General features: G+C 68.7%; 19 protein-coding genes. 5 read left to right on the top strand and 14 right to left on the bottom strand.

Annotated features, from left to right (window positions below):
* The 4 genes from AC1DR1_RS12490 to AC1DR1_RS12475 all read right to left on the bottom strand — a co-directional run.
* Positions 1-728 (bottom strand): translation initiation factor IF-2 N-terminal domain-containing protein (locus AC1DR1_RS12490; RefSeq protein WP_476992664.1); only part of this gene is annotated, 728 nt, incomplete at its 3' end.
* Between the two features lie 152 nt (positions 729-880).
* On the bottom strand, positions 881-1,213 hold the full coding sequence (locus AC1DR1_RS12485; protein WP_476992663.1) for a YlxR family protein: 333 nt from the start codon (positions 1,211-1,213) through the stop codon (positions 881-883).
* Positions 1,214-1,482: 269 nt separating this feature from the next.
* Complete coding sequence (gene nusA / locus AC1DR1_RS12480; protein WP_018774503.1) at positions 1,483-2,463, bottom strand: transcription termination factor NusA; 981 nt, start codon at positions 2,461-2,463, stop codon at positions 1,483-1,485.
* Entirely contained in the window at positions 2,463-3,080 is a 618-nt protein-coding gene (locus tag AC1DR1_RS12475; RefSeq protein WP_229993401.1) for a ribosome maturation factor RimP, read from the bottom strand. The genes nusA and AC1DR1_RS12475 overlap by 1 nt, the downstream gene beginning before the upstream one ends.
* A gap of 104 nt (positions 3,081-3,184) precedes the next feature.
* On the opposite strand from AC1DR1_RS12475, the gene AC1DR1_RS12470 reads away from it, so the two are divergent.
* The 5 genes from AC1DR1_RS12470 (at position 3,185) to fdhF (ending at position 10,930) form a co-directional block, all read left to right on the top strand.
* A complete protein-coding gene (locus tag AC1DR1_RS12470) occupies positions 3,185-4,504 on the top strand; it encodes a ferritin-like domain-containing protein (RefSeq protein ID WP_476992662.1) in 1,320 nt (439 codons plus the stop codon).
* Between the two features lie 79 nt (positions 4,505-4,583).
* Positions 4,584-5,312: a VIT1/CCC1 transporter family protein gene (locus tag AC1DR1_RS12465; RefSeq protein WP_476992661.1), complete on the top strand. Its 729-nt coding sequence runs from the start codon at positions 4,584-4,586 to the stop codon at positions 5,310-5,312.
* Positions 5,313-5,381: 69 nt separating this feature from the next.
* Positions 5,382-6,473, top strand: a complete 1,092-nt coding sequence (locus tag AC1DR1_RS12460; protein ID WP_476992660.1) for an aminoglycoside phosphotransferase family protein — start codon at positions 5,382-5,384, stop codon at positions 6,471-6,473.
* 84 nt (positions 6,474-6,557) lie between these two features.
* Positions 6,558-8,258: an NAD(P)H-dependent oxidoreductase subunit E gene (locus AC1DR1_RS12455; RefSeq protein ID WP_476992659.1), complete on the top strand. Its 1,701-nt coding sequence runs from the start codon at positions 6,558-6,560 to the stop codon at positions 8,256-8,258.
* Positions 8,246-10,930, top strand: coding sequence for a formate dehydrogenase subunit alpha (gene fdhF, locus AC1DR1_RS12450; protein WP_476992658.1), 2,685 nt, complete (start codon positions 8,246-8,248; stop codon positions 10,928-10,930). Before AC1DR1_RS12455 ends, fdhF begins: the two co-directional genes overlap by 13 nt.
* A 9-nt stretch (positions 10,931-10,939) precedes the next feature.
* Here the strand turns inward: fdhF and AC1DR1_RS12445 are convergent, their stop codons facing one another.
* From AC1DR1_RS12445 to dxr, 10 genes are all read right to left on the bottom strand, one after another.
* Positions 10,940-12,352, bottom strand: a complete 1,413-nt coding sequence (locus AC1DR1_RS12445) for a pyridoxal phosphate-dependent decarboxylase family protein (protein WP_229993407.1) — start codon at positions 12,350-12,352, stop codon at positions 10,940-10,942.
* A gap of 75 nt (positions 12,353-12,427) precedes the next feature.
* On the bottom strand, positions 12,428-13,222 hold the full coding sequence (locus AC1DR1_RS12440) for a sulfite exporter TauE/SafE family protein (RefSeq protein WP_229993408.1): 795 nt from the start codon (positions 13,220-13,222) through the stop codon (positions 12,428-12,430).
* 29 nt (positions 13,223-13,251) lie between these two features.
* Positions 13,252-15,063 (bottom strand): proline--tRNA ligase, encoded by a 1,812-nt coding sequence (locus tag AC1DR1_RS12435; RefSeq protein ID WP_229993409.1) that lies wholly within the window; start codon positions 15,061-15,063, stop codon positions 13,252-13,254.
* 432 nt (positions 15,064-15,495) lie between these two features.
* Positions 15,496-16,392, bottom strand: a complete 897-nt coding sequence (locus AC1DR1_RS12430; protein WP_414645530.1) for a GNAT family N-acetyltransferase — start codon at positions 16,390-16,392, stop codon at positions 15,496-15,498.
* Entirely contained in the window at positions 16,346-17,512 is a 1,167-nt protein-coding gene (ispG, locus tag AC1DR1_RS12425; RefSeq protein ID WP_028277109.1) for a flavodoxin-dependent (E)-4-hydroxy-3-methylbut-2-enyl-diphosphate synthase, read from the bottom strand. The genes AC1DR1_RS12430 and ispG overlap by 47 nt, the downstream gene beginning before the upstream one ends.
* 48 nt (positions 17,513-17,560) lie before the next feature.
* Complete coding sequence (locus tag AC1DR1_RS12420) at positions 17,561-17,851, bottom strand: YciI family protein (protein ID WP_229993410.1); 291 nt, start codon at positions 17,849-17,851, stop codon at positions 17,561-17,563.
* A 59-nt stretch (positions 17,852-17,910) separates the two neighbouring features.
* Positions 17,911-18,453, bottom strand: coding sequence for a hypothetical protein (locus AC1DR1_RS12415; protein WP_229993411.1), 543 nt, complete (start codon positions 18,451-18,453; stop codon positions 17,911-17,913).
* Positions 18,450-19,148 carry a MarR family transcriptional regulator gene (locus AC1DR1_RS12410; protein ID WP_229993412.1) on the bottom strand — a complete coding sequence of 233 codons (699 nt, stop codon included), beginning with the start codon at positions 19,146-19,148 and terminating at the stop codon, positions 18,450-18,452. The genes AC1DR1_RS12415 and AC1DR1_RS12410 overlap by 4 nt, the downstream gene beginning before the upstream one ends.
* 125 nt (positions 19,149-19,273) lie before the next feature.
* Positions 19,274-20,605, bottom strand: coding sequence for a M50 family metallopeptidase (locus tag AC1DR1_RS12405; RefSeq protein ID WP_229993413.1), 1,332 nt, complete (start codon positions 20,603-20,605; stop codon positions 19,274-19,276).
* 19 nt (positions 20,606-20,624) lie between these two features.
* The gene (dxr, locus tag AC1DR1_RS12400; protein ID WP_229993414.1) at positions 20,625-21,809 is read right to left on the bottom strand and encodes a 1-deoxy-D-xylulose-5-phosphate reductoisomerase; all 1,185 of its coding nucleotides are present in this window, start codon (positions 21,807-21,809) and stop codon (positions 20,625-20,627) included.
* Between the last annotated feature and the right edge of the window lie 105 nt (positions 21,810-21,914).

The raw sequence follows: 21,914 nt of genomic DNA, 5'->3' as shown, positions 1-21,914 counted from the left end.
GCGCCGGGGCGGGGGCCGCCTGCGCCTGCTGCCGGACGGGGACCACCCGGACGGGGGCCGCCTGCGCCTGCTGCGGGGCGCGGACCACCGGGGCGTTCACCCTCGGTGCGGCTTCCGCCCGGACGGGGCATGCCCTGGGACGGAGCGAACGGGTTGTTGCCCGGACGCGAGGGACGATCGTTGTCGCCGCCGCGGCCGCGGGGCATGCCCTGGGACGTGGCGAAGGGGTTGTTGCCGGGACGGGGACCGCCCGGACGCGGTGCAGAACCGCCCTGGCGTGCCGGAGCAGCCGGGGTTTCAGCCTTGGGGGCCGGACGCGCGCCGGGCTTGATGCCCGTCGAGGGAGCAGCCGGGGCCTGGGCAGCGGGGGCTGCCGGAGCCTGGGCGGCGGGGGCTGCCGGAGCGGCGGGCGCAGCGGCAGGTGCCGCAGCGGCCGGAGCCGGAGCTTCAGCCTTGGGTTCCGCAGCCTTGGGCGCAGCGGGGCCAGGCGCAGGCGCCGGACGGGTCGCTGCCGGGCTGGCAGATGCCTGGGGGGCGGACGCCGGAGCTTCGGACTTCGAAGCTGCGGGGGCGTCGGGGAAAGCGTTGCGCAGTTTCCGCACAACGGGAGCCTCGATAGTTGACGAGGCGGAGCGAACGAATTCGCCCAGTTCCTGCAGTTTGGTTACTGCATCTTTGGAAGTAATACCGAGCTCTTTAGCAAGCTCATGTACGCGGACCTTGGCCACATTTCTCCTGTCTCGGTCCGCACCGAGCCAGGCACGAACCGTCTACTTCTTACTGCGGGCCTCCGCCGCGAATGCAGCTGAAAGGCCCATTGCAGAGCGCAACAAAGTTGTCATCGTTGCGCACTCATCGCTGGGAACTCATCGGGTTTCCATCAGTTTTCTGACCCGCTTTCAGGTTGGACGGTTGTTGCTGCGGTCACCGGGGTGCCCACGGCTTCCGTGCCGGCAGTGATCCGGCGTTCCACATCAGCTGTACCGGCTGCGCCCTTGAGGGCGCGACCGAACGCTCGACGTTTGACCGCCAGTGCCAGGCACTTTTCGCTGGGGTGCAGCCATGCTCCCCGGCCAGCCATCCGGCGTCGTTCATCCACCACGACGGCGGACGAACCACCGGCGCCGGCGACGAGCCGGAGTAACTCCGACCGCGACCCTTTTTGTCGGCATCCGATACAAGTGCGCTGCGGCTGATTCCCGAGGTGTTGCACATGTGCCACGTTCGAGTATCTTCCTGCCCGTACAACTGCTTGGTGAATCACCGCGTCCCGGGAATCTGGGAAAACCCAGACGCGCCAAAGACACACGGATACCGGCCGTTAGGCGCGGTCATCTTCTATTCTAGCCCCTCCGGCGCCCGAGTCCCGAACCCAGGCGTGCCGGTCAGCTCGGAAATCACGGCTGACCCGTGAGAGTGCACACGCTCACCGGGCCACGACGGCGGCCCGGCGCCTGTGTTCGTGTGCTGCGCGCTTGCGAGCTATTTGCCGGTGTTGACGGCGGCGTCGGAGACGATGTCGATTCGCCATCCCGTGAGCTTGGCGGCGAGACGGGCGTTCTGGCCCTCCTTGCCGATGGCCAGGGAGAGCTGGTAGTCGGGAACGACCACCCGTGCAGAACGGGTCGCCTCGTCGGTGATCGTGACCGAGTTCACGCGCGACGGCGAGAGGGCGCTGGCGATGAAGGTCGCCGGATCGTCGTTGTAGTCAACGATGTCGATCTTTTCGTCGTTCAGTTCCGTCATGACCGCCCGGACACGAGAACCCATTTCACCGATGCAGGCACCCTTGGCATTCACGCCGGGAGTGTTTGCCTTGACGGCGATCTTGGTGCGGTGGCCGGCCTCGCGGGCAAGCGCCACGATCTCGACCGAACGGTCCGCGATCTCGGGAACTTCGAGTTCGAAGAGCTTCCGGACGAGCCCGGGGTGGGAGCGGGACAGCGTGATGGACGGGCCCTTGGTGCCGCGGTGGACGTCGATCACGAAGGCGCGCAGCCGGTTGCCGTGGATGTACTTCTCGCCGGGAACCTGCTCGGGCGGCGGCAGCAGCGCCTCCACCGTGCCCAGGTTGACCTGGATCATGTGCGGGTTGTTGCCCTGCTGGATGGTGCCGGCCACGAGCTCACCTTCACGGCCCTTGAACTGGCCCAGCACGTTGTCGTCCTCAGCGTCCCGAAGGCGCTGCAGAATGATCTGCCGCGCGGTGCTCGCCGCGATGCGTCCGAAGCCGGCGGGGGTGTCCTCGAATTCGCCGATCGGGGCGCCGTCGTCGTCGATCTCGGTGGCCCAGATGGTCACGTGGCCGCTCTTGCGGTCGAGCTCGGCACGGGCCTTTTCGAAGGCGCCGGGGGTCTTGTGGTAGGCCACCAGCAGGGCCTGCTCGATCGTCGGAATCAGGAGATCCAGCGGGATTTCACGCTCACGCTCCAGAAGTCTCAGCGCGCTCATGTCAATATCCATCAGGCCTCCTCAGAAGGTCCATTGTTTGCTTTTTCCAGACCGGCCTCTTCGAGGTGGCTGAACTCTATCTCGACTTTTCCGCTGCGGATCCTGTCGAAAGGAAGCTTGACGGGTTCACCCTGTTTGGGTTTCATGCCCTTCTTGACGGCAATTTCCGGGACGAGGGTGACTCCCCCATCATCCACGGACTGGACCCTGCCGGTGACGTTGTCACCCTGGATCACGTTCACGTTGACCATCCGTCCGCGGGCGCGGTGCCAGTGCCGCTCCTCCGTCAGTGGACGTCCGACGCCGGGTGAGGAGACCTCGAGCTCATAGGGACGCGCGTCCATGCTGGGGTCGTTGTCCAGGGTGTCGGAGAGGGTCTTGGAGATCTCCGCGATGACGTCGAGCCCGACGCCGCCGGTCTCCTCCTGCGGCAGGTCCACCACTACGTGGACCACCCGGTTGGCGCCGGCGACATGGATGGAAACGTCCTCCAGATACAGCCGGTTCGCCAGCACTGCGGGTTCCAGGAGTGCGTGAAGGCGCTCGGCCTCGACATTTTGAACGGGTGCGGCTTCAGCCTTCCCCGTCCCGGTCCGGTCTGTTGAAGTCGTGGCTTCTGCGTTCGTCATGATGCCGGCCGCCTCCCGCTAGATAATGTTGTGTGTACTAGCCTAGCGATTTTCCGGGCGGCGTGGTGCACGTGTTCCGGGCCGGCATGACAACATGGTCTGTTGTGAACGACGACACCAGGGAAAAGCGATGGCAGGATCACTTTCCCCGGTCGCTCCCCCGCTACGTTCTGCTGTTGTGCCTCGCCCTGGTGGTGGTGAGCCTGGGGGTGGTCCTGATGCCGGCCCGGCCGCCGGAACCTGCGGATCCGCCCTTTTCCGAACAGGCGCGCGCCGCCGCACTGGCAGAAACCGTGCGGTTGAAGGACGCTGGCAGCCAGCTTGGCACCGCGAAGCAAGACGGTTCAAAACACAGCTCGGCGGGCAGCACGGACGTCCCTTCGGCCGGTGCCGGGAACCCTGCCATCGAACGGACTGTGACCTTGCTGACAACCCAGGCGCAGGCCCTGCTGGCACCGGGGGAAAGTCCTGCGGACGCAGCCAGCGCAGCGGCCGCTGACTCCGGCCGGGCAACGCCCCCGGCCCCGGCAACCTCCTCCGCCTCAACGGCTCCGTCCGTTTCCGGCCAGACCAGTGCCGGCCAGACCAGTGCCGGCCAGACCAGTGCCGGCCAGTCCAGTGCCGGCCAGTCCAGTGCCGGAGCGACCGCCGCACCCCTGCCTTCGACCGCCGCCGGGCTCGTGGCGGCTCTCGCGGACAGCGGGAACCAGCGCCTCGCAGACGCTGCCGTGGCCGACGGCGGCATTGCACGGCTGTTGGCTGCAGTCGGCACCGCCCAGCTGCTGCAGGCTACCGCCCTCGCCGCCGGCACCGGGACGGCGGCGCCGGCCGTCGACGTGGCCGCACCGCGGCTGTCCGGCACATGCCCGTCCCCGTCCGCGACTCCGCAATCCGGTGCCGCCGAGTCCTCCGCCGGGCAGCCCGGTCCCGGGCAGTCCTCGGCAGGGCAGTCCGCGGCCGCGGCCGCGGCCGGCCTCGGCGGTGCCCTGGCGGCGGTGGTCCGGACCGAAGCGCAGACCATCTACGGCTACCAGGTGGCGCTGCCCCGGCTCGGCGGCGCCGCGGCGAAATCCGCGGCCGAGGAACTGGCCCGCCATGACGCGCTCCTCGGCGGCGCGGAATTGCTGAGCCGGCTGCACTGCTCCACTGTTCCGCCGCGGGAGGCCGGCTACACGCTGGGTCAGTCCTTCCTGGCCTCCCCAGCCGCCGGCCTCGGCAGCCTGGAGGCCGCCGCGCTGCCCGCGTACGGCGACCTCGTGGCCCTGAGCGAAGGTGAGACCCGGCAGTGGGCCATCGCGGCCCTGCTCGGTGCCGGGAAGCGGGCCGTGCTGTGGGGCACGGATCCCGGCGCCCTGCCGGGCCTTGACCCCGCCACGCTGCCGGGCCTGGAACCCACCACGCCGCCGTCACAGCCGGCAAACTGAGCACGCGACCAAGCCTCGGCTTATTTTGGTTAGCCTCGGAATACTGGCATGCCTTTGGCCGGGGTGATTTGCTGTAGTCATGGACACGACCGGCGCCGCAACCCTGCACGAGAACGAGCCGCACCACAACGACATCGCGCACCGCCTCAACTGGCTCCGCGCGGGCGTCCTGGGGGCCAATGACGGCATCGTCTCGGTCGCCGCGATCGTCGTCGGTGTCGCCAGCGCCACGACGGACACCGGGCCGATCCTGGTCGCGGGCGTCGCAGGCGTCGTGGGCGGCGCCATCTCGATGGCCCTCGGCGAATACGTCTCCGTCAGCAGCCAGAAGGACAGCCAGCACGCCTTGATCGAGAAGGAGCGCCGGGAACTTGCGGAACAACCCGAGGAGGAGCTCGAGGAACTCGCCGCGATCTACCAGGGCAAAGGATTGAGCCCCGCGACGGCACGGACGGTGGCCAAGGAGCTCACGGCACACGATGCCCTCGGCGCGCACCTCTCAGCCGAACTCCACATTGACGAAACCGACATCGTGAGTCCGTGGCACGCGGCGTTCGCTTCTGCCATCGCTTTCCTCATTGGCGCGATCCTGCCCATGCTGGCCATCCTGCTCCCGCCGGAAAACATCAGGATCCCGCTGACCTTCGTGGCCGTGCTCGTAGCATTGGCGGCCACCGGCGCCGTCGGCGCGTGGATAGGCGGCGGCTCGAAGCTCAGGGCAGCCATCCGCGTGGTGATTGGCGGCGCCGTGGCGCTGGTGGCCACGTTCGCGATCGGCAGCGCGCTCGGCGCGAGCGGCATCGTCTAAGCCCGCTGCGCCCAACCTGACACACCCGCCAAGCCTGCATCAAGCACTCCGGCACCTACGATAGGTCCCGTGAGCCCCATCCCAGTCGTCCCCATCCCGCCCGATCTTTCCCGCCGCTACTCCCGCACGCCTGACGGACGTGCCTGGCTGGCATCACTTCCCGGCCTGATCGGACACTTCCTCGATCAGTGGGAGCTTCTGCCGGATCTGGAGCCAGGCGCCCTTCCGTGGAACGGTCACGGCGGCGTCGTCATCCCCGTCCGGCGCAGGGACGGGGACGGATCCGGCGGCAACGGCAGCCTGGCTGTGCTGAAGGTGGCCTTCCCGCATGAGGAGGCCACCCGCGAACACCACGCCCTCGCCCTGTGGGGAGGCCATGGCGCCGTCAGGCTCCTGGCCGCCGACGCCGGATCCTGCGTCCTGCTCCTGGAGCGCCTGGATGCCTGCCGCTCCCTCCTGGATGTCCCTTTGGAAACGGCGGTGACGGTGTGGGGCGGCGTGGTCCGCCAGCTCAGCGTGGTCCCCGATGACCGGCCCGGGTGGCAGGAAATCGACCACGTGGCGGCCCGGGCCGAACAGTGGAGCGATGAACTCCCCGCGACGTGGGAGCAGCTGGCGCGGCCGTTCCCCCGGTGGTTGCTCGAGGCAGCGCTTGAGGTCTGCCAGACCCGCGGCGCCGTGGGCAGGCGGTCAGGCAAGGACGTCCTGGTCCACGCGGACCTGCACTACTTGAACATCCTCGCCCGGCCCGGTGTGCCGGGACCGGGCGCCCGTCAGGAAGCACCGGCGGGGCTGGAACCGTACGCTGCGATCGATCCCCAGCCCATGATCGGCGAGGCCGAATTTGCCGTGGCCCCCGTGCTGTGGAACAGGCTCCGCGAGTTGCCGCAGCAAGATCCCGCACGGGCCCTGCTCGCACGTTGCGGGGATTTCAGTGCGGCCGCCGGTCTGGACGCCGAGACCGCCCGGCAGTGGAGCCTGGTCCGCGAGGTGGGGAACTCCCTGGGGTACGCCTCGCAGCGTCACCACGACGGCGATCTGGCCCGTTCGCTGTGGGTGGCGAGTACGCTGGCGGGCCGGACGCTTCCCGGCCTGCCCGCTCCGCAGGAGCTGCCCGGACCGGGCGAGGACCCGGCCCACTGGGCGGCGGATCGGCGCTAGGGCCGGCCCGTTCCAGAGGCATTTCACCTTCCGGGGTCTTTAGGCTCTTCCCCGACTGGGGGTCCCGGGGAGAAGGCTGGATGCATGCACGATTCCCCTGGCGGGCGCTCAGCCGCCGACCCCGGTGGGCAGGAGTACCGGAACAATGACGATCCGTTCCTCCGGTATGCGGCCCGCTTCGGGCGGCCGATCGGGGACGTCAGGACCATGCTCCGCACCCCGGACGCTGCTCCTGCCGCGATTGCCCGCGCGCTCGGGCTCCCCGCGGCAGCGGCCGAGGGACCGGCCTCGTTTTTCGCCGATTTCTCCGCGCCGCGCGGAACCCGGCACATCCGGGTCTGCGGCGCAGCCGCCTGCTTCGCGGCGTCCGGAGGCAGGCACATGGCGGACGTGGAGGCTGCCCTGGGAGTGGAGGCGGGGAACCGAAGTTCGGACGGCGCCTTATCACTCCAGGAAGTGCGTTGCCTCGGCTACTGCTTCTGCGGACCGGCAGCCCTCGACGGCGAGAACGCGTGTGCCGGGGCCGACCTGCCGGCTCAATTGCTGGGAACGTCACCGCAGAAAGCCCCGCCCATCCCGGTGTACCGGGACAGTACGTTCCCCGTAGTGACCGCCGGACTGCTCGGAGCGTCGACACCTTGGTCGGTCTGGCCCGCCGTCGTGGCCTCAGGAACACCCGAAGCTGTCCTCAGCCAGGTCGAATCCGCCCGGCTGAAGGGACGGGGAGGGGCCGGCTTCCGCGTCGCCGCGAAATGGCGGGCCGCACTGGAGCACCCTGCACCGCGGGTGGTCGTGGCAAACGGCGATGAGGGCGACCCCGGTTCCTTTGCGGACCGCTTGCTCATGGAACGGGACCCGCACCGTGTGCTCGAAGGTCTTGCCCTTGCCTGCTTCGCCGTCGGTGCAGCCACCGGCGTCGTGTTTGTCCGCTCAGAGTATCCCGACGCGGTCGCCCGCCTGCAGGAAGCGCTGCTCGAGGCACGCACTGCCGGGCAGTTCGGCCCGGACGTGGGAGGCAGCGGATTCAGCCTGGAGGTCCACGTAGCTGTTGGCGCAGGGTCGTACGTCTCCGGTGAGGAAACGGCCCTGCTGAACGGGCTCGAAGGTCTGCGCGGCGTCGTGCGGCCCCGTCCGCCGTTTCCCACCGCGCGCGGACTCCACGGCTGGCCCACGGTGGTCAACAACGTGGAAACCCTCAGCGCGGTGCCGTGGATAGTGCAGCACGGCGGACCAGCGTACGCGGCGATGGGGACCGCGGATGAAGCCGGCACAGTGGTCGCTTGCCTGTCCGAACGGTTCCTCCGGCCCGGCGCCTACGAGGTGGAGATCGGCACGCCGGTGAGGCGGATCGTGGAGGATCTCGGCGGCGGCCTTCGGGACGGTGCAACACTGCGCGCCCTTCAAATCGGCGGACCCCTAGGCGGCTTCGTCGGCCCCGAGGACATGGATGTGCCGCTGAGTGATGCCGCGCTGACCAGGCACGGAGCAGCCCTCGGCCACGCAGGAATCGTCGCCTTCGATGACAGGCTGTCCGGCAGCCAAGTGCTGCGGAACCTGTGGGACTTTGCCGCCGCGGAGAGCTGCGGCCAATGCTCGCCCTGCCGGGTGGGGGCATGGCGCGGCCGGGCCTTGTCGGAGCGGCCGGATGACCAGGACATTCGCCGCGAACGCAGCGAAGTGCTGCGCACAATGGCGGCGGGCAGCCTGTGCGCTTTCGGCCGCCGGGTGCCGGCCGCGGTGCGAAGCCTCGCCCGCGTCTACGGACTGGATGGATGGCGGTCGTGAAACTCCTGGTCGACGGCCGTCAGGTCGAGGTTGCCGCCGGTGCTACGGTGCTCGACGCGGTGCGGGCGGCCGGCCTGGCCCTCCCGACGCTGTGCCACGATGACCGGCTCACAACGGTGGCCTCGTGCCGGACGTGCCTGGTCGGCATCACCGGCCGCGGTCCGGCGGCCGCCTGCAGCACCCCGGCCGAGGACGGACTGCGCATCACTGTCGAGGCGTCCCGGGCGATGCGGCGTGAGGCCCTGCGGGCCATCGTCGCGGGGCTGCCCGCCCGGGCGCTGGATGTCCCCGCCGACCGCAGCGAACTGGTCCGGCAATGCGCCGATTACGGGGTGACTGCCCCGGCCGGTTCGGTCGTGCCACCGGAGCGCGGAGTTGACCACTCCCACCCGTACGTCAAGCTTGACCGCGACCTCTGCATCGCCTGCGGGCGGTGCGTCCGCGCGTGCGCAGAGATCCAGGGCACGTTCGCCCTGACCCTCGTGGGCCGCGGAGCCGCCACGGTGGTGGCGCCGGGAACCGGGGGTCCCTGGGCGGAGTCCGATTGTGTCTCGTGCGGGGCGTGCGTGGACACCTGCCCCACCGGCGCGCTCTCCGAGCCCGGGCTGCTCAATCTGCTGCCGATCGAACGGCAGACGCGCACAACCTGCGGGTACTGCGGGGTCGGCTGCAACCTGGAGGTCGCCACCCGTGACAACGTGATCATGACCGTCCGGCCCGCTGCTGACGGCTCGGTGAATCGCGGCCACGCGTGTGTCAAAGGACGGTTCGCCCATGGGTTCCTCGGTTCCGCGGACCGTCTGACCACCCCGCTGATCCGCAGGGACGGAACCCTGACGCCAGCGTCCTGGGAGGAGGCGACGACTTACGTGGCCGCCAGGCTGTCCGAAATTCGGGATGCGGACCCGGACGGATTCGCCCTCATCTCCTCGGCCCGGGCCACGAACGAGGAGAACTACCTGGCCCAGAAGTTCGCCCGGGCCCTCATGGGGACCAACAACGTGGACAACTGCGCCCGGCTCTGCCACGCCCCCTCGGCGGCCGGCCTGGCCGCCACGTTTGGCCTGGGCGGCGGGACGAACCCGTTCGATGACCTCGACCGGTGCGACGCGGTCCTCCTGGCAGGCGCCAATCCCACGGCGGCGCACCCGGTCGTCGGTTCCCGGATTTTCCAGCGGGTCATGGACGGCGTCCGCTTGGTGGTGGTGGATCCCCGGCGCACCTCTTTGGCCCGGCACGCCGACATCCACCTTCGGCCCCGGCCGGGTACCAACGTGGCCGTGTTTAATGGCCTCGCACACGTCCTGGCCCGCGAGGGACTCGTGGACACCGACTTCCTTGACGCGCACACAAGCGGCTACGAGGAGCTGCTGGCGTTGCTAGGCGACTATCCGCCGGAGCGTGTCGCAGGCATCTCCGGTGTCCCGGCGGAGGACCTGGTGCGGGCGGCTGTGATGTACGGCCAGGCGGCGGCTCCGGCAATCTTCTACGGACTCGGAGTGACCGAACATCGGCACGGCACGGACGGTGTCCGGACTCTGTCCAATCTGGCCCTCCTGCGCGGCGCCGTGGGGCCCGGTGCCGGCGCAGGGGTGAACCCGCTGCGCGGGCAGAACAATGTCCAGGGCGCGTCGGACATGGGGGCCCTGCCCGACCTGCTGCCCGGCTACCAGAAGGTCCTGGACCCCGCAGCGCGGGACCGGTGCGCCGTGGCATGGCAGGCCGATGTGCCGCCGCGACCCGGGCTTCGGATCCCGCAGATGTTCGAGGCCGCCCGGAACGGGGCGTTGAAAGCGCTGTGGGTGATCGGGGAGGACGTGCTCGCCACGGACCCTGACAGCACGTCGGTGCGGGCGGCCTTGACTGCCTGCCCGCTGGTGATCTGCAACGATCTGTTCCTCTCCCCCACGGCAGCAGCGGCGGACGTCGTCTTCCCGGTGGCCGCCTGGCTTGAGAAGGACGGCACCTTCGTCAATTTCGACCGGCGCTTCCAGCGGGTCCGGGAAGCCGTGGCGCCCCCGGCCGGCGTCCGCACGGACTTCGCCGTGTTGCACGCCGTCGCTGCCCGCATGGGGGCGGACCTCGGTTGCGCCACACCGGCGGAGGCCATGGCGGAATGTGCCACAGTGGCGCCGCTGTTCGGTGGAATCTCGCACCCACGCCTGGACCGGGACGGCCCGCTGCATTGGCCGTGCGGGTCTGCCGATTCCCCCGGAACACCACGGCTCTATCAGGACCGGTTCGCCACGCCGGACGGCCTGGCGCACCTGGCCGCCCGGCCCTATCTGCCGCCGGGCGAGGAATGCGACGCGGAGTTCCCGTTCCTGCTGATCACCGGGCGCAGAGGAGAGCACTACAACTCCGGCAGCATGACCCGTCGGACGCACAACCTGCGCCTGCTCGCAGAAGAGACGGTCGACGTCGAACCCGGGGACGCGGCGGCACTGGGCGTCCGCGACGGTGATCTTGTCCGGCTGGGCAGCCGGCATGGAACGGCGGTCCTGCGGGTCAGGATCACGGACGATATGGAACCGGGCCAGGTGTTCGCGGGCTTCCACTTCCCCGGGGCAACGGTGAACAGCCTGACATCTTCCGTGGAGGATGAAGTTACGGGGTGCCCTGAATACAAGGTGACCGCCGTCCACATCTTTCGGATCCGCGTAACCGGATAATCCCCGCGGTTAGCCCCGTACGGCCGCCAATGCGTCGCGGACGGCGTCGACGGCGACTCTGACGTCGGCGTCGTCCGTGCTCCAGTTGCTTACCGAGATTCGCAGGATATCGCGGTCCTGCCAGTGTGAACCGGACATCCAGACCCGGCCGTCGCCGATGATCCGCTCCGTCACGGCGCGCGTCACGGCGTCGTCCCCGAACGCCAGGGACACCTGGGTGTAATCGACGTCGTTGAGCACCTCGACGCCGTCCAGCGCCGCGAGCTGTTCGGCCAACTGCGCGGCCCGCTGCACGAGCGTGCGGACCTGGCTGGCGACGCCGTCGCGGCCCAGGGATTTCAGCGCCGCCCACACCGGGACGCCGCGCGCGCGGCGGGAGAGTTCAGGCACGGACTCGAACGGGTCCCCGACACCGTCCGAGGCCTGGATCAGGTAGCTGGTGCGCAGACCCATCGCCGACCGCAAGGCCTGGGCGTCGCGCACGATCGCGATCCCGCAGTCGTAGGGGACATTGAGGGTCTTGTGCGCATCCGTCCCCCACGAATCGGCCAGGCCGATTCCCGCAGTCAGGGCGGACAGCTCGGGCACGGCGGCCGCCCAGAGTCCGAACGCCCCGTCCACGTGCACCCAGGCGCCATGCGCCTTCGCGACGGCGATGGCCTCGGCGAAGGGGTCGAAGGCGCCCGAATGCAGGTTGCCGGCCTGCAGGCACACCAGGGCAGGGACCGGGCGGCCGTCCTCCCCCGCGCCGAGCGCAAGGTCCAGGGCGCAATCCAGCTCGGCCGGGATGATGCGCCCCTGACGGTCGGAGGGCACCACAATGGGACGCCCGAGGCCCAGGTAGCGCAGGCCGAGGTCGATGGTGTCGTGACGTTCCTGCCCCACGAAGCAGCGGATCCGGGGCGCACCGGCGAGACCGTCGCCGTCGAGATCCCAGCCGGCATCGGCCATGAGCCGCCAGCGGGCGGCGGCGAGTGAAGTGAAGTTGGCCATGGTGGCGCCGGTGGCAAAGCCGACGCCGGACTCTTCGGGTAGATCCAGCAGCTCAAGAATCCATTTGCCGGCGGCTTCCTCGATCGCGGCGGTGGCGGGCGTGGCGAAGCGCAGCCCCGCATTCTGGTCCCAGGCGCTGAGCAGCCAGTCGGCCGCCAGGGCAGCCGGCAGTGTGCCGCCGATGACCCAGCCGAAGAACCGTCCGGACGGCATGGCCATCAGCCCGGGTTCGGCCTTGGCCGCGAGATAGTCCACGACTTCCGCGGCCGGCATGCCCGCTTTGGGCAGCGGTCCGCCGAAGTCGGCCGCGAGCTCGGCCGCCGTGACCTGTGGCCCGATGTGGCGTGTTCCCTGGCTCTCGAGCCACTGGCGTGCGTGCCCGGCCGCGGCCTCCAGGGCATCCCGGTAGCGTTCCTCACCTGCTGACATAGCTGCATGCTACGCCCGGGGCCAGCGGACCGGGAGTCCCTTTACCAGCCTGCCCGAGCCGCTGGAGCTGCCGGCCTAAGCGAAGTTATCTTGCCAAACGTCGGAGCCGAGCTTGATGATCAGCGCACCCACGACCACCAGGAACACGATCCGGATGAACCTGCTCCCCTGCCGGACCGCAGTCCGGGCACCGAGGTAGCCGCCGGCCATGTTCGCCAGGCCCAGCAGCAGCCCCAGCCCCCACAGCACGGCACCGTGCGGAATGAAGAACAGCAGGGCTCCGGCGTTGGTGGCCATGTTCACGATCTTGGCCTTGGCGCTGGCTTCCAGGAAGGCGTAGCCCATGGCCGAGACGAGGGCGATGATCAGGAACGAGCCCGTGCCGGGGCCAATCATGCCGTCATAGAAGCCGATCACGCCGCCGATCACGCAAGCCACCATGTAGTGCCGGTGCCCCTCGTGGCGCAGCTTGGTCAGCTCACCGACGCCGGGCTGGAAGGCCGTGAAAAGGGCGACGGCGATCAGCGCCACCACGATGATCGGCTTGAACACGCTCGCGGGCAGGTTGGCGGCCAGCGCCGCCCCGCCGAAACTGCCCGCCATCGCGATCCCCGCCATGGGCAGGGCGGTGCGCAGATCGGGCCGGACACGGCCGTAATACGTGACCGCACTCGTGGTGGTGCCGAAGATGGAGCCCATCTTGTTGGTCGCCAGCGCCTGGACCGGGCTGATGCCCGGCACCAGGAGCATCGCCGGGAGCTGGATGAGCCCGCCGCCACCGACGACGGCGTCGACCCAGCCCGCCGCCAGGCCCGCCACGACGATCAGGATGACAGTTCCGAGCTGGATCGACTCGAGTCCGGAGACCACTACTTAGTACGGCTTAGGACGGAGCAGCATCAGCTGTTGCGCACGGCGTTGACCACGTAGTCAACAGCCTTGTCAACGGCTACGTTCTCGGCATCGCCGCTGCGGCGGTCCTTGATCTCCACGACGCCGTCCACGAGTCCGCGCCCGACGGCGAGGATGGTGGGGACGCCGACGAGTTCGGCGTCGCCGAACTTCACGCCGGGGGAAACCTTGGGGCGGTCGTCATAGATGACGTCGAGGCCGGCAGCTTCAAGCTCCAGGGACAGTTTTTCGGCGGCAGCGAAGATTTCCTCACCGCGGCCCACGGCCACAACGTGGACGTCGGCCGGGGCGACGGCGCGCGGCCAGACGAGGCCCTTGTCATCGTGGTTGGACTCGGCCAGGGCTGCCACGGCGCGGGTGACGCCGACGCCGTAGGAACCCATGGTCACCACCACCTGCTTGCCGTTCTGGTCCAGGACCTTCAGATCCAGTGCCGCGGCATACTTCCGGCCCAGCTGGAAGATGTGGCCCATTTCGATGCCGCGGGCGGTTTCGAGCGGACCGGAACCGTCCGGGGCCTCGTCGCCGGCGCGCACGTCGGTGCACTCGATGACGCCGTCCCAGCCGAAGTCGCGTCCGGCGACGAGGCCGAAGACGTGCTTGCCGGCCTCGTTCGCGCCGGTGACCCAGGCGGAGCCGCTGACGACGCGGGGATCCACGAGGTAGAGCATCTTGGCGGCGCCCTCGGTGCCCAGCAGCGGCGCATCCAGGGACATGCCGGGGCCGAGGTACCCCTTCACGATCAGGGGCTGCTTCTTGAGGTCGTCGTCGTTGGCGGCTTCGAGCGTGATCTCGCCGGCAATCGGCAGGAACGAGCCAATGTTCGCTTCGACGCGCTTGAGGTCGACGCCGCGGTCGCCGGGGAGGCCGATGACGACGAGCTGGCGTTCGCCGGTCGGCAGCGTCACGGCGAGCACGACGTTCTTGAGCGTGTCGGCGGCGGTCCAGGGGCCGCCGTCGGCCTCTGCGCGCGGAACGAGGACGTTGGCGGCGTCGACGAGCGTTTCGATGGTGGGCGTGTCCGGGGTGTCCCGGATTTCGGCGGCCGGGGCGTTGCTGAAGTCGATGTCCGCCGGGACCACCGTGGTGACGGCCTCGACGTTGGCCGCGTAGCCGCCGGCCGAGCGCACGAACGTGTCCTCGCCGATCTCGGTGGGGTGCAGGAATTCCTCGCTCTTGGACCCGCCCATGGCGCCGGCGGTGGCAGCAACCGGAATCACCTCGAGGCCGAGGCGCTCGAAGATCTTCAGGTACGCGCCGCGGTGGGCGGCGTAGCTGGCATCCAGTCCGGCGTCGTCGACGTCGAAGGAGTAGGAATCCTTCATGATGAATTCGCGGCCGCGCAGCAGGCCGGCCCGGGGACGTGCCTCATCGCGGTACTTGTTCTGGATCTGGTAGATGCTCAGCGGCAGGTCCTTGTACGAGGAGTACAGGTCCTTGACCAGCAGGGTGAACATTTCCTCGTGCGTGGGGGCCAGGAGGTAGTCGTTGCCCTTGCGGTCCTTGAGCCGGAAGATGCCCTCGCCATATTCGGTCCAGCGGTTCGTGGCCTCGTAGGGTTCCTTGGGCAGCAGCGCCGGGAAGTGGACTTCCTGGGCTCCGATGGCGGTCATTTCCTCGCGGATGACCTGCTCCACCTTGCGCAGCACGCTCAGCCCCAGCGGCAGCCAGGTGTAGATGCCCGGCGCGGCCCGCCGGATGTAGCCGGCCCGGACCAGGAGCCGGTGGCTGGCTACCTCGGCGTCGGCGGGATCTTCGCGCAGGGTGCGCAGGAACAGCTTGGAGAGTCGAAGGACCACAGGTGGGATATCCGTTTCTGGGGAAAGTGCGGGCAAAACCGGGAAAAGCATCTAGGTACTAATCTACCGTCCGGAGCGCACCCCTTTGCCGCGGCGGCCCTGCGGCGGACGCGCTGGGGCAGTGCGCAGGACGTGGAAGAGCCACGCCATAACTGTGGAAGCCCCTGGCCGTTTCCGGCTGGTCATCCCGTCATGGCGTGGCTCCCGTGGCCCCAGCACCCCCAGATCTCAGGCTGCGAGCTACTTGGTGTCGCCTCCAGACGTCGCCTTCCCCGAAAAAATGCGCTGGGGAACGCTCGCGCCTGTGCGACACGGCTAGGTAGAACCTATGTGACACGCGGCCGGGAATCAATAGTCTGCAACCGCATAATTCCTTCGTGTCCGTACAAGTCCGTTGCGGGGTGCCCAGCAGATGACGGCCGGCGGCGCCGGCTAAAAGAGCACCGTGGCGAACGTCCCGACCTGGTGGAAGCCCACCCGGTCGTAGGTGGCGCGCGCCTTTGAATTGAAGTCGTTGACGTACAGGCTGGTGACCGGCGCGAGGGTCTGCGCGAGGACGACGACGGCGGCCATGTAGCCCGCGCTCAGTCCCAGTCCGCGGAACTCGGGATTCATCCAAACGCCCTGGACCTGGGTCACTTCCTGCGTGACGGCACCGAGTTCGGCCTTGAAGACAACCTGGCCGTCCGCGTTCACGTGCACAAGGGAATGCCCCTGGCGGACGAGGCTTCTGACGCGGCGGCTGTAATACTCCCTGCCGCCCAGGTAGGGCGAATAGCCCACTTCCTCCTCGAACATGGCCGCGCACGCGGGCAGGATCTTGTCGAAGTCAGCCAGCTGGCCAAAGTCGAGTGCGGGCTCGGGCCGGACAGCGGGCGGGCCCGAGATCGTCAGCAGGGGCTGGTGGTCGCGGACTTCATGGGCCACCTGGCCGAGCTGTTCCAGGGCCACGTAGATGGCCAGGACAGTTTCGGCGGGGCCAAAGATCGAGGCGTAGCGGCGCCCGGAGCGGTGCGCGGCCATGGCAACGAGGCCCGCGAGGTCGGGGGCCAGCTCGATCGGCACCAGATTGGCGCCGGCCCAGCAGGCGCCGAGGAGGATGTCGCCGTCGAACACGCCAAGAATGCTGGCGCCCCCGGCCGTGGGGGACGCCGTGCCGGCGGCCTCCAGGTGCGAGAGGATGAAGACATTGGCGACGGCGTCCCGGTGTGCCAGCGCCAGCAGGGCTCCGGTGTCGGCGCCTCCAAGGACGCGGACAACGACGCCGGGAGCGGCGTCGTCCCTACGAGACGCTAACCACGGGGCTACCCTTGACAGCATCTTCGCCATCGGCGTCCCCCATCTCTTCCGCGATACGCATGGCTTCTTCGATCAGTGTCTCAACAATCTGATCCTCCGGGACAGTCTTGATGACTTCGCCCCTGACAAAGATCTGGCCCTTGCCGTTACCCGAGGCAACGCCGAGATCGGCCTCGCGGGCCTCGCCGGGACCATTCACTACGCATCCCATGACCGCCACGCGCAGCGGGACCTCCATGCCTTCGAGGCCGGCCGTGACCTGCTCGGCGAGCGTGTAGACATCCACCTGGGCGCGGCCGCAGGACGGGCAGGAGACGATTTCCAGCTTGCGGGGGCGCAGGTTGAGCGACTGCAGGATCTGGTTGCCCACCTTGATTTCCTCGACCGGCGGGGCCGAGAGGGAGACGCGGATCGTGTCGCCGATTCCGCGGGAGAGCAGCGCGCCAAACGCCGTCGCGGACTTGATGGTGCCCTGGAATGCCGGTCCGGCCTCGGTGACGCCGAGGTGCAAGGGCCAGTCGCCCTTTTCGGCCAGCATCTCGTAGGCGGCAACCATGATGACCGGGTCATTGTGCTTGACGGAGATCTTGAAGTCGTGGAAACCGTGTTCTTCGAAGAGCGAGGCTTCCCAGACGGCGGATTCCACGAGGGCTTCCGGGGTGGCCTTGCCGTATTTCTTCATGATGCCGGGTTCCAGGGAGCCGGCGTTGACGCCGATCCGGATCGAGGTGCCGTGGTCCTTGGCGGCCCGGGCGATTTCCTTGACCTGGTCATCGAACTTGCGGATGTTGCCCGGGTTCACGCGCACGGCGGCGCAGCCGGCCTCAATCGCGGCGAAGACGTACTTCGGCTGGAAGTGGATGTCCGCGATCACCGGGATCTGGGACTTCTTGGCGATGATCGGCAACGCCTCGGCGTCATCGGCGGACGGGCAGGCGACGCGCACGATGTCGCAGCCGGAAGCCGTGAGCTCCGCGATCTGCTGCAGGGTGGCGTTGATGTCGGTGGTCGGCGTCGTGGTCATGGACTGGACACTGATGGGCGAATCGGAGCCGACGCCCACGGATCCCACCTTGATCTGGCGCGTCTTCCGGCGCGGGGCGAGAACGGGGGGCGGTGCTGACGGCATTCCCAGGCTGACCGAGGTCACATGGACTCCCTTTTAGTTTCGATGAAGCGAAGGTGTGGGCGGGACGGGCTAGGCGTGCTCGGCCAGAAGACCGGTCACCGGTGCCCACACGGTGGTGCGCGTGCCCGAGATGGCACCGGCGGCTGCGAAGGGGTCCTGCCGCAGGAGGTCATTCAAGGCCGTCTCGTCGGACGCCTTGAAGATGAGCAGCGCGCCCGCACCGTCGCCGTAGGGGCCGCTGGCCAGCAGGGCGCCCTCGCGGGCCAGCCCTGCCGTCCATTCGCGGTGCGCCGGGCGGCTGGCATCGCGGACATCGGAAGATTCGGCGTCGTACACGTACTCCACAGCAAAAACAGTCATATGGATACACTATCGCCCTGTTTGCCCGGTTCCCATCCGGGGGGCTCCGGGGCGCGCGGTCAGCCGAGGAAGAGGACCTTGGTCAGGGCGGCAACGCCGGCTGCCCAGAGCATGGAGGTGAGGGTTCCGATGATGAACCGCTCGGCGGCAACCGGTGTGGCTTTCAACTCGGCAAACCGGCCAAGGCCCTTGATCGCCACGACATAGGCGATGGCGACTGGCTGGCCGGCGAGGATTGCCATGCACACGGCGAACCGCTCCAGGATGCCAATGATGGCGCCGCCGCGCAGGATGCGCACGCTGCTGACGGTGTCGGCGGGCGGGGCCGCGTCCGGCGCTGCGGCCGCCGCGGCGGCTGGCGCGGCGTCCGGGGCGGCATCAGGGGTCGGCTGGATTTCGGGGTCTGTGGTGGAGTCGGCGGAGGGATCCTCGGCCGCGTCCCCTCCGGGAGTACCCGCCGCGCCGGCCGTGCTGCCGGCGTCGGTCCCGTCATCTAAAGTCCGGTCATCTATGGTTCGGGCGAGACGGAACACCCAGGCGGTGACCGGCCAGCCGGCGAAGCCTGCGGTGAGCAGGGCCAGCGTGATCCAGAGGGCGTTCACTTTTCTCCTTCTACGGTGTCGTGGGCGAGGGCCAGCAACATTTCTGCCGCCGGCCTCGCCGCCCATTCTTCCTGCCAGCCCGAGCGGAGGACTGCGCGGCTCACCGACTGCTCCGTGATTCCGAGTTGCTGCGCCGCAACTTTTTGGGTGCCGTGGGTACCGTGGGTGTCGTGCCGCACCGAGCGCAGCACGTCCACGACTTTCCATTGCGCCGCGGTCCGGTCCTGGACCAGGCGACCAATCAGTCGAAGCACCGCCTCGGCATTGGCGCAGGCCTTGGCCCCCCGGGACCCGTTGGCGCCGTCCGCGGCCGCTGCTGCGCCTACCGATGCACTTGCCCGACGCCGGCCGCGGCCGGCGACCACGGCGAGCGGCACATGGGCGGCCGCCCCTTTGGCCCGGTCAACGGCGGCCCGGGCCGCCACGAAGGCGGGACCGGAGCCTTCCCGCGGGCTGGCGGGCAGCGGCAGGTCCACCTCCCCCACCCCGATTCCGACGTACCAGCGGCCGCTGCGCAGGGCATGCAGGGCGATCTCCACAACCTCGTCGGCCCGCTCCACGACGCCCTGGACCTCGTCGCCCACCGAACGTTCAAAGCGCCCTGCAGTGGAAAGTGCGCTGACTTCCTTGAGGAGGCCGGGGACGCGGTCGACGTCGCCGGTGCTGCCGCGCTGGTCGATTGTCATGACGTACATGACCTCAGCCTAGGGAGGTGATCCTGAATAATCAATCACTTACAACTGATTATTTAAAATCAGCTGAAATAAGCTTATAAGTGAAAGTCAGCGGCATTTGGCTGGAACGGCCGGTGCGGCTCCCCTTATCCGAAGAGATTGACCGGCTTGACGATGTCCGCGTAGATCAACAAGGCTCCCATGCCCATCAGCAGCACCGCCACCACATAGGTCACCGGGAGCAGCTTGGCGATATCGAAGGCTCCGGGATCCGGGCGGCCGGACAGCTTGGCGATCTGGCGGCGGGCCCCCTCGTACAGCGCGCCCGCCACGTGGCCGCCGTCGAGCGGCAGCAGCGGGATCAGGTTGAAGACGGCCAGGGCGAAGTTGAGTCCGGCCAGCAAACCTATCAGGGCGGCGAAGCGGGACTGCAGCGGGACCTCCTCCATGGCGGCGACCTCGCCAGCCACGCGGCCCACGCCCACCACGCTGATGGGGCCGTTGGGGTCCCTGGGTTCCTCGCTGAAGGCTGCCTTGGCCACGCCGGCCACGCGGGCCGGCAGGTTCACCACAACCCCGGCAACCTGCGCAATGTTCTCCCCCGCCATCGGCAGCACGGACGACGCCGGCTGCTGCACGAGTACCGTCTGGGCGCCGATGCCCAGGAAGCCGACGTCCTGGTACTGGAGGCTTCCGTCAGCGGCCTTGGCCTGACGGCCGTCGGGACCGATCACCGGGCGGGCGGAGAGCACGGGCATGACGGTGGTGGAGACCGTGGCGCCGCCACGCTCCACGGTGATGCTGACCTGTCTGTCCGCCGAGGCCCGGATCCAGCCGGTGAGTTCGTCCCAACCGGTGACGGCCTTGCCGTCGAAGGAGGTGATGGTGTCGTTCGGCAACAGGCCCGCGGCCGCGGCGGGCGTGAGCTTGCAGTCGGCGGAATCCGGGTCCACGGTCTCGCCGGCCTTGACCTGGCACTTGGAGACGTCCGCGATAGTGGTGGTCTGGCTGGCGGTACCGAATCCCATCAGCAGCACCGCGGTCAGCACGACGCCGATCAGCAGGTTCATCGCGGGCCCGCCGAGCATGATGATGATCTTCTTCCAGACCGGCAGCCGGTAGAAGACCCGCTTTTCGTCCCCGGGGCCGATTTCCTCGTGGGCCAGGGAGCGGGCATCGGATGCCAGCGACTGGAACATGCCGGTGCTGGAGGCGCGGACGGTGCCGTCTTCCTTGTTCGGCGGGTACATCCCGATCATGGACACATAGCCGCCCAGCGGGATGGCCTTGAGGCCGTACTCGGTTTCGCCCCGCTTCTTGGACCAGACGGTGGGTCCGAATCCGATCATGTACTTGGTGACGCGGACTTTGAACAGCTTGGCCGGGACCAGGTGCCCGACTTCGTGCAGGGCAATGGACACGGCAATGCCGATCGCCACGAAGACGACACCGAGGATAAAGAGGAGGACGGGGCTCATGTGCGTGATCTGCTGCTTCCTAGACGCTTCTGACGGCTAAACGTTCGTGGGTGCGGGCGCGTGCCCATCTTTCAGCATCCAGCACTGACTCCACCGTCAGCCCGGAGGATCCTGTGTGTTCGCTGAGGACGGCGTCGATGGTGTCCACGATGTCGGTGAACCGGATCTGCCCGGCGTGGAAGGCCATCACCGCCTCCTCGTTCGCGGCATTGAACACGGCCGGGAAGGTGCTGCCCTGCCGGGCGGCAGCCTTCGCGAGGGCGACGGCGGGGAAGGCCGCGGCATCCAGCGGCTCGAACGTCCAGCTGGTGGCCTTGCTCCAATCGCAGGCGCTGGCGGAACCGGGGACGCGGTCCGGCCAGCCGAGACCGAGGGCAATGGGCAGGCGCATGTCCGGCGGCGAGGCCTGGGCGATCGTGGAGCCGTCGACAAACTGGACCATGGAGTGCACCACGGACTGCGGGTGGACCACGACGTCGATCTTCTCCAGCGGGATGTCGAAGAGCAGGTGCGCCTCGATCACTTCCAGGCCCTTGTTGACCAGGCTGGCGGAGTTGGTGGTGACCATGAGGCCCATGTCCCATGTGGGGTGGGCGAGGGCGTCCTGCGGCGAGACGTCATGCAGCTCGGCCCGGGTCTTGCCGCGGAACGGGCCGCCGGAAGCCGTCAGGATCAGCCGGTCCACTTCCGCGGCGGAGCCGGAGCGCAGGCATTGGGCAATGGCCGAATGCTCCGAATCCACAGGCACGATCTGCCCTTCGCGGGCCGCGGCCTTGACCAGGGCGCCGCCGACGATCAGGGACTCCTTGTTCGCCAGGGCCAGCGTGGCACCGGACTTCAGGGCTGCCAGGGTGGGGGCAAGCCCGATTGAGCCGGTGATGCCGTTGAGGACGACGTCGGCGCTGATTTCCGCGATCCGGGTGGAGGCATCCGGGCCGGTGATGATCTCGGGACGGTAGCCCGTCACTGAAGCCGCGCGGGCGGCGTCGTCGATCATGTCCCGGAGGGCGGAGGCCTCCCCGGAGGCGACTCCGACGGCCCAGGCGCGGGTGTGGACGGCCTGCCGGGCCAGGAGTTCGAGGTTGCCGCCGCCGGCGCTGAGCGCCACGATCTCAAACAGGTGCGGGGCGCCGTCGACGACGTCAATCGCCTGTGTGCCGATGGAACCGGTGGACCCGAGGAGGACGATTTTGCGCGGCTGCATGCTTCAAGTATCCCGCACCGCGTTCCGTGCTCGGGTTGCCCGTTTCCTCGCGCGGCGGGTCGCCGCCACGCGTTGACGCAGCAGGCCGGAGGCGTAACGTGGAAA

Source organism: Arthrobacter sp. P4_F10, from assembly GCF_056401435.1.
This window is presented reverse-complemented; position numbering and strand designations above follow the sequence as displayed.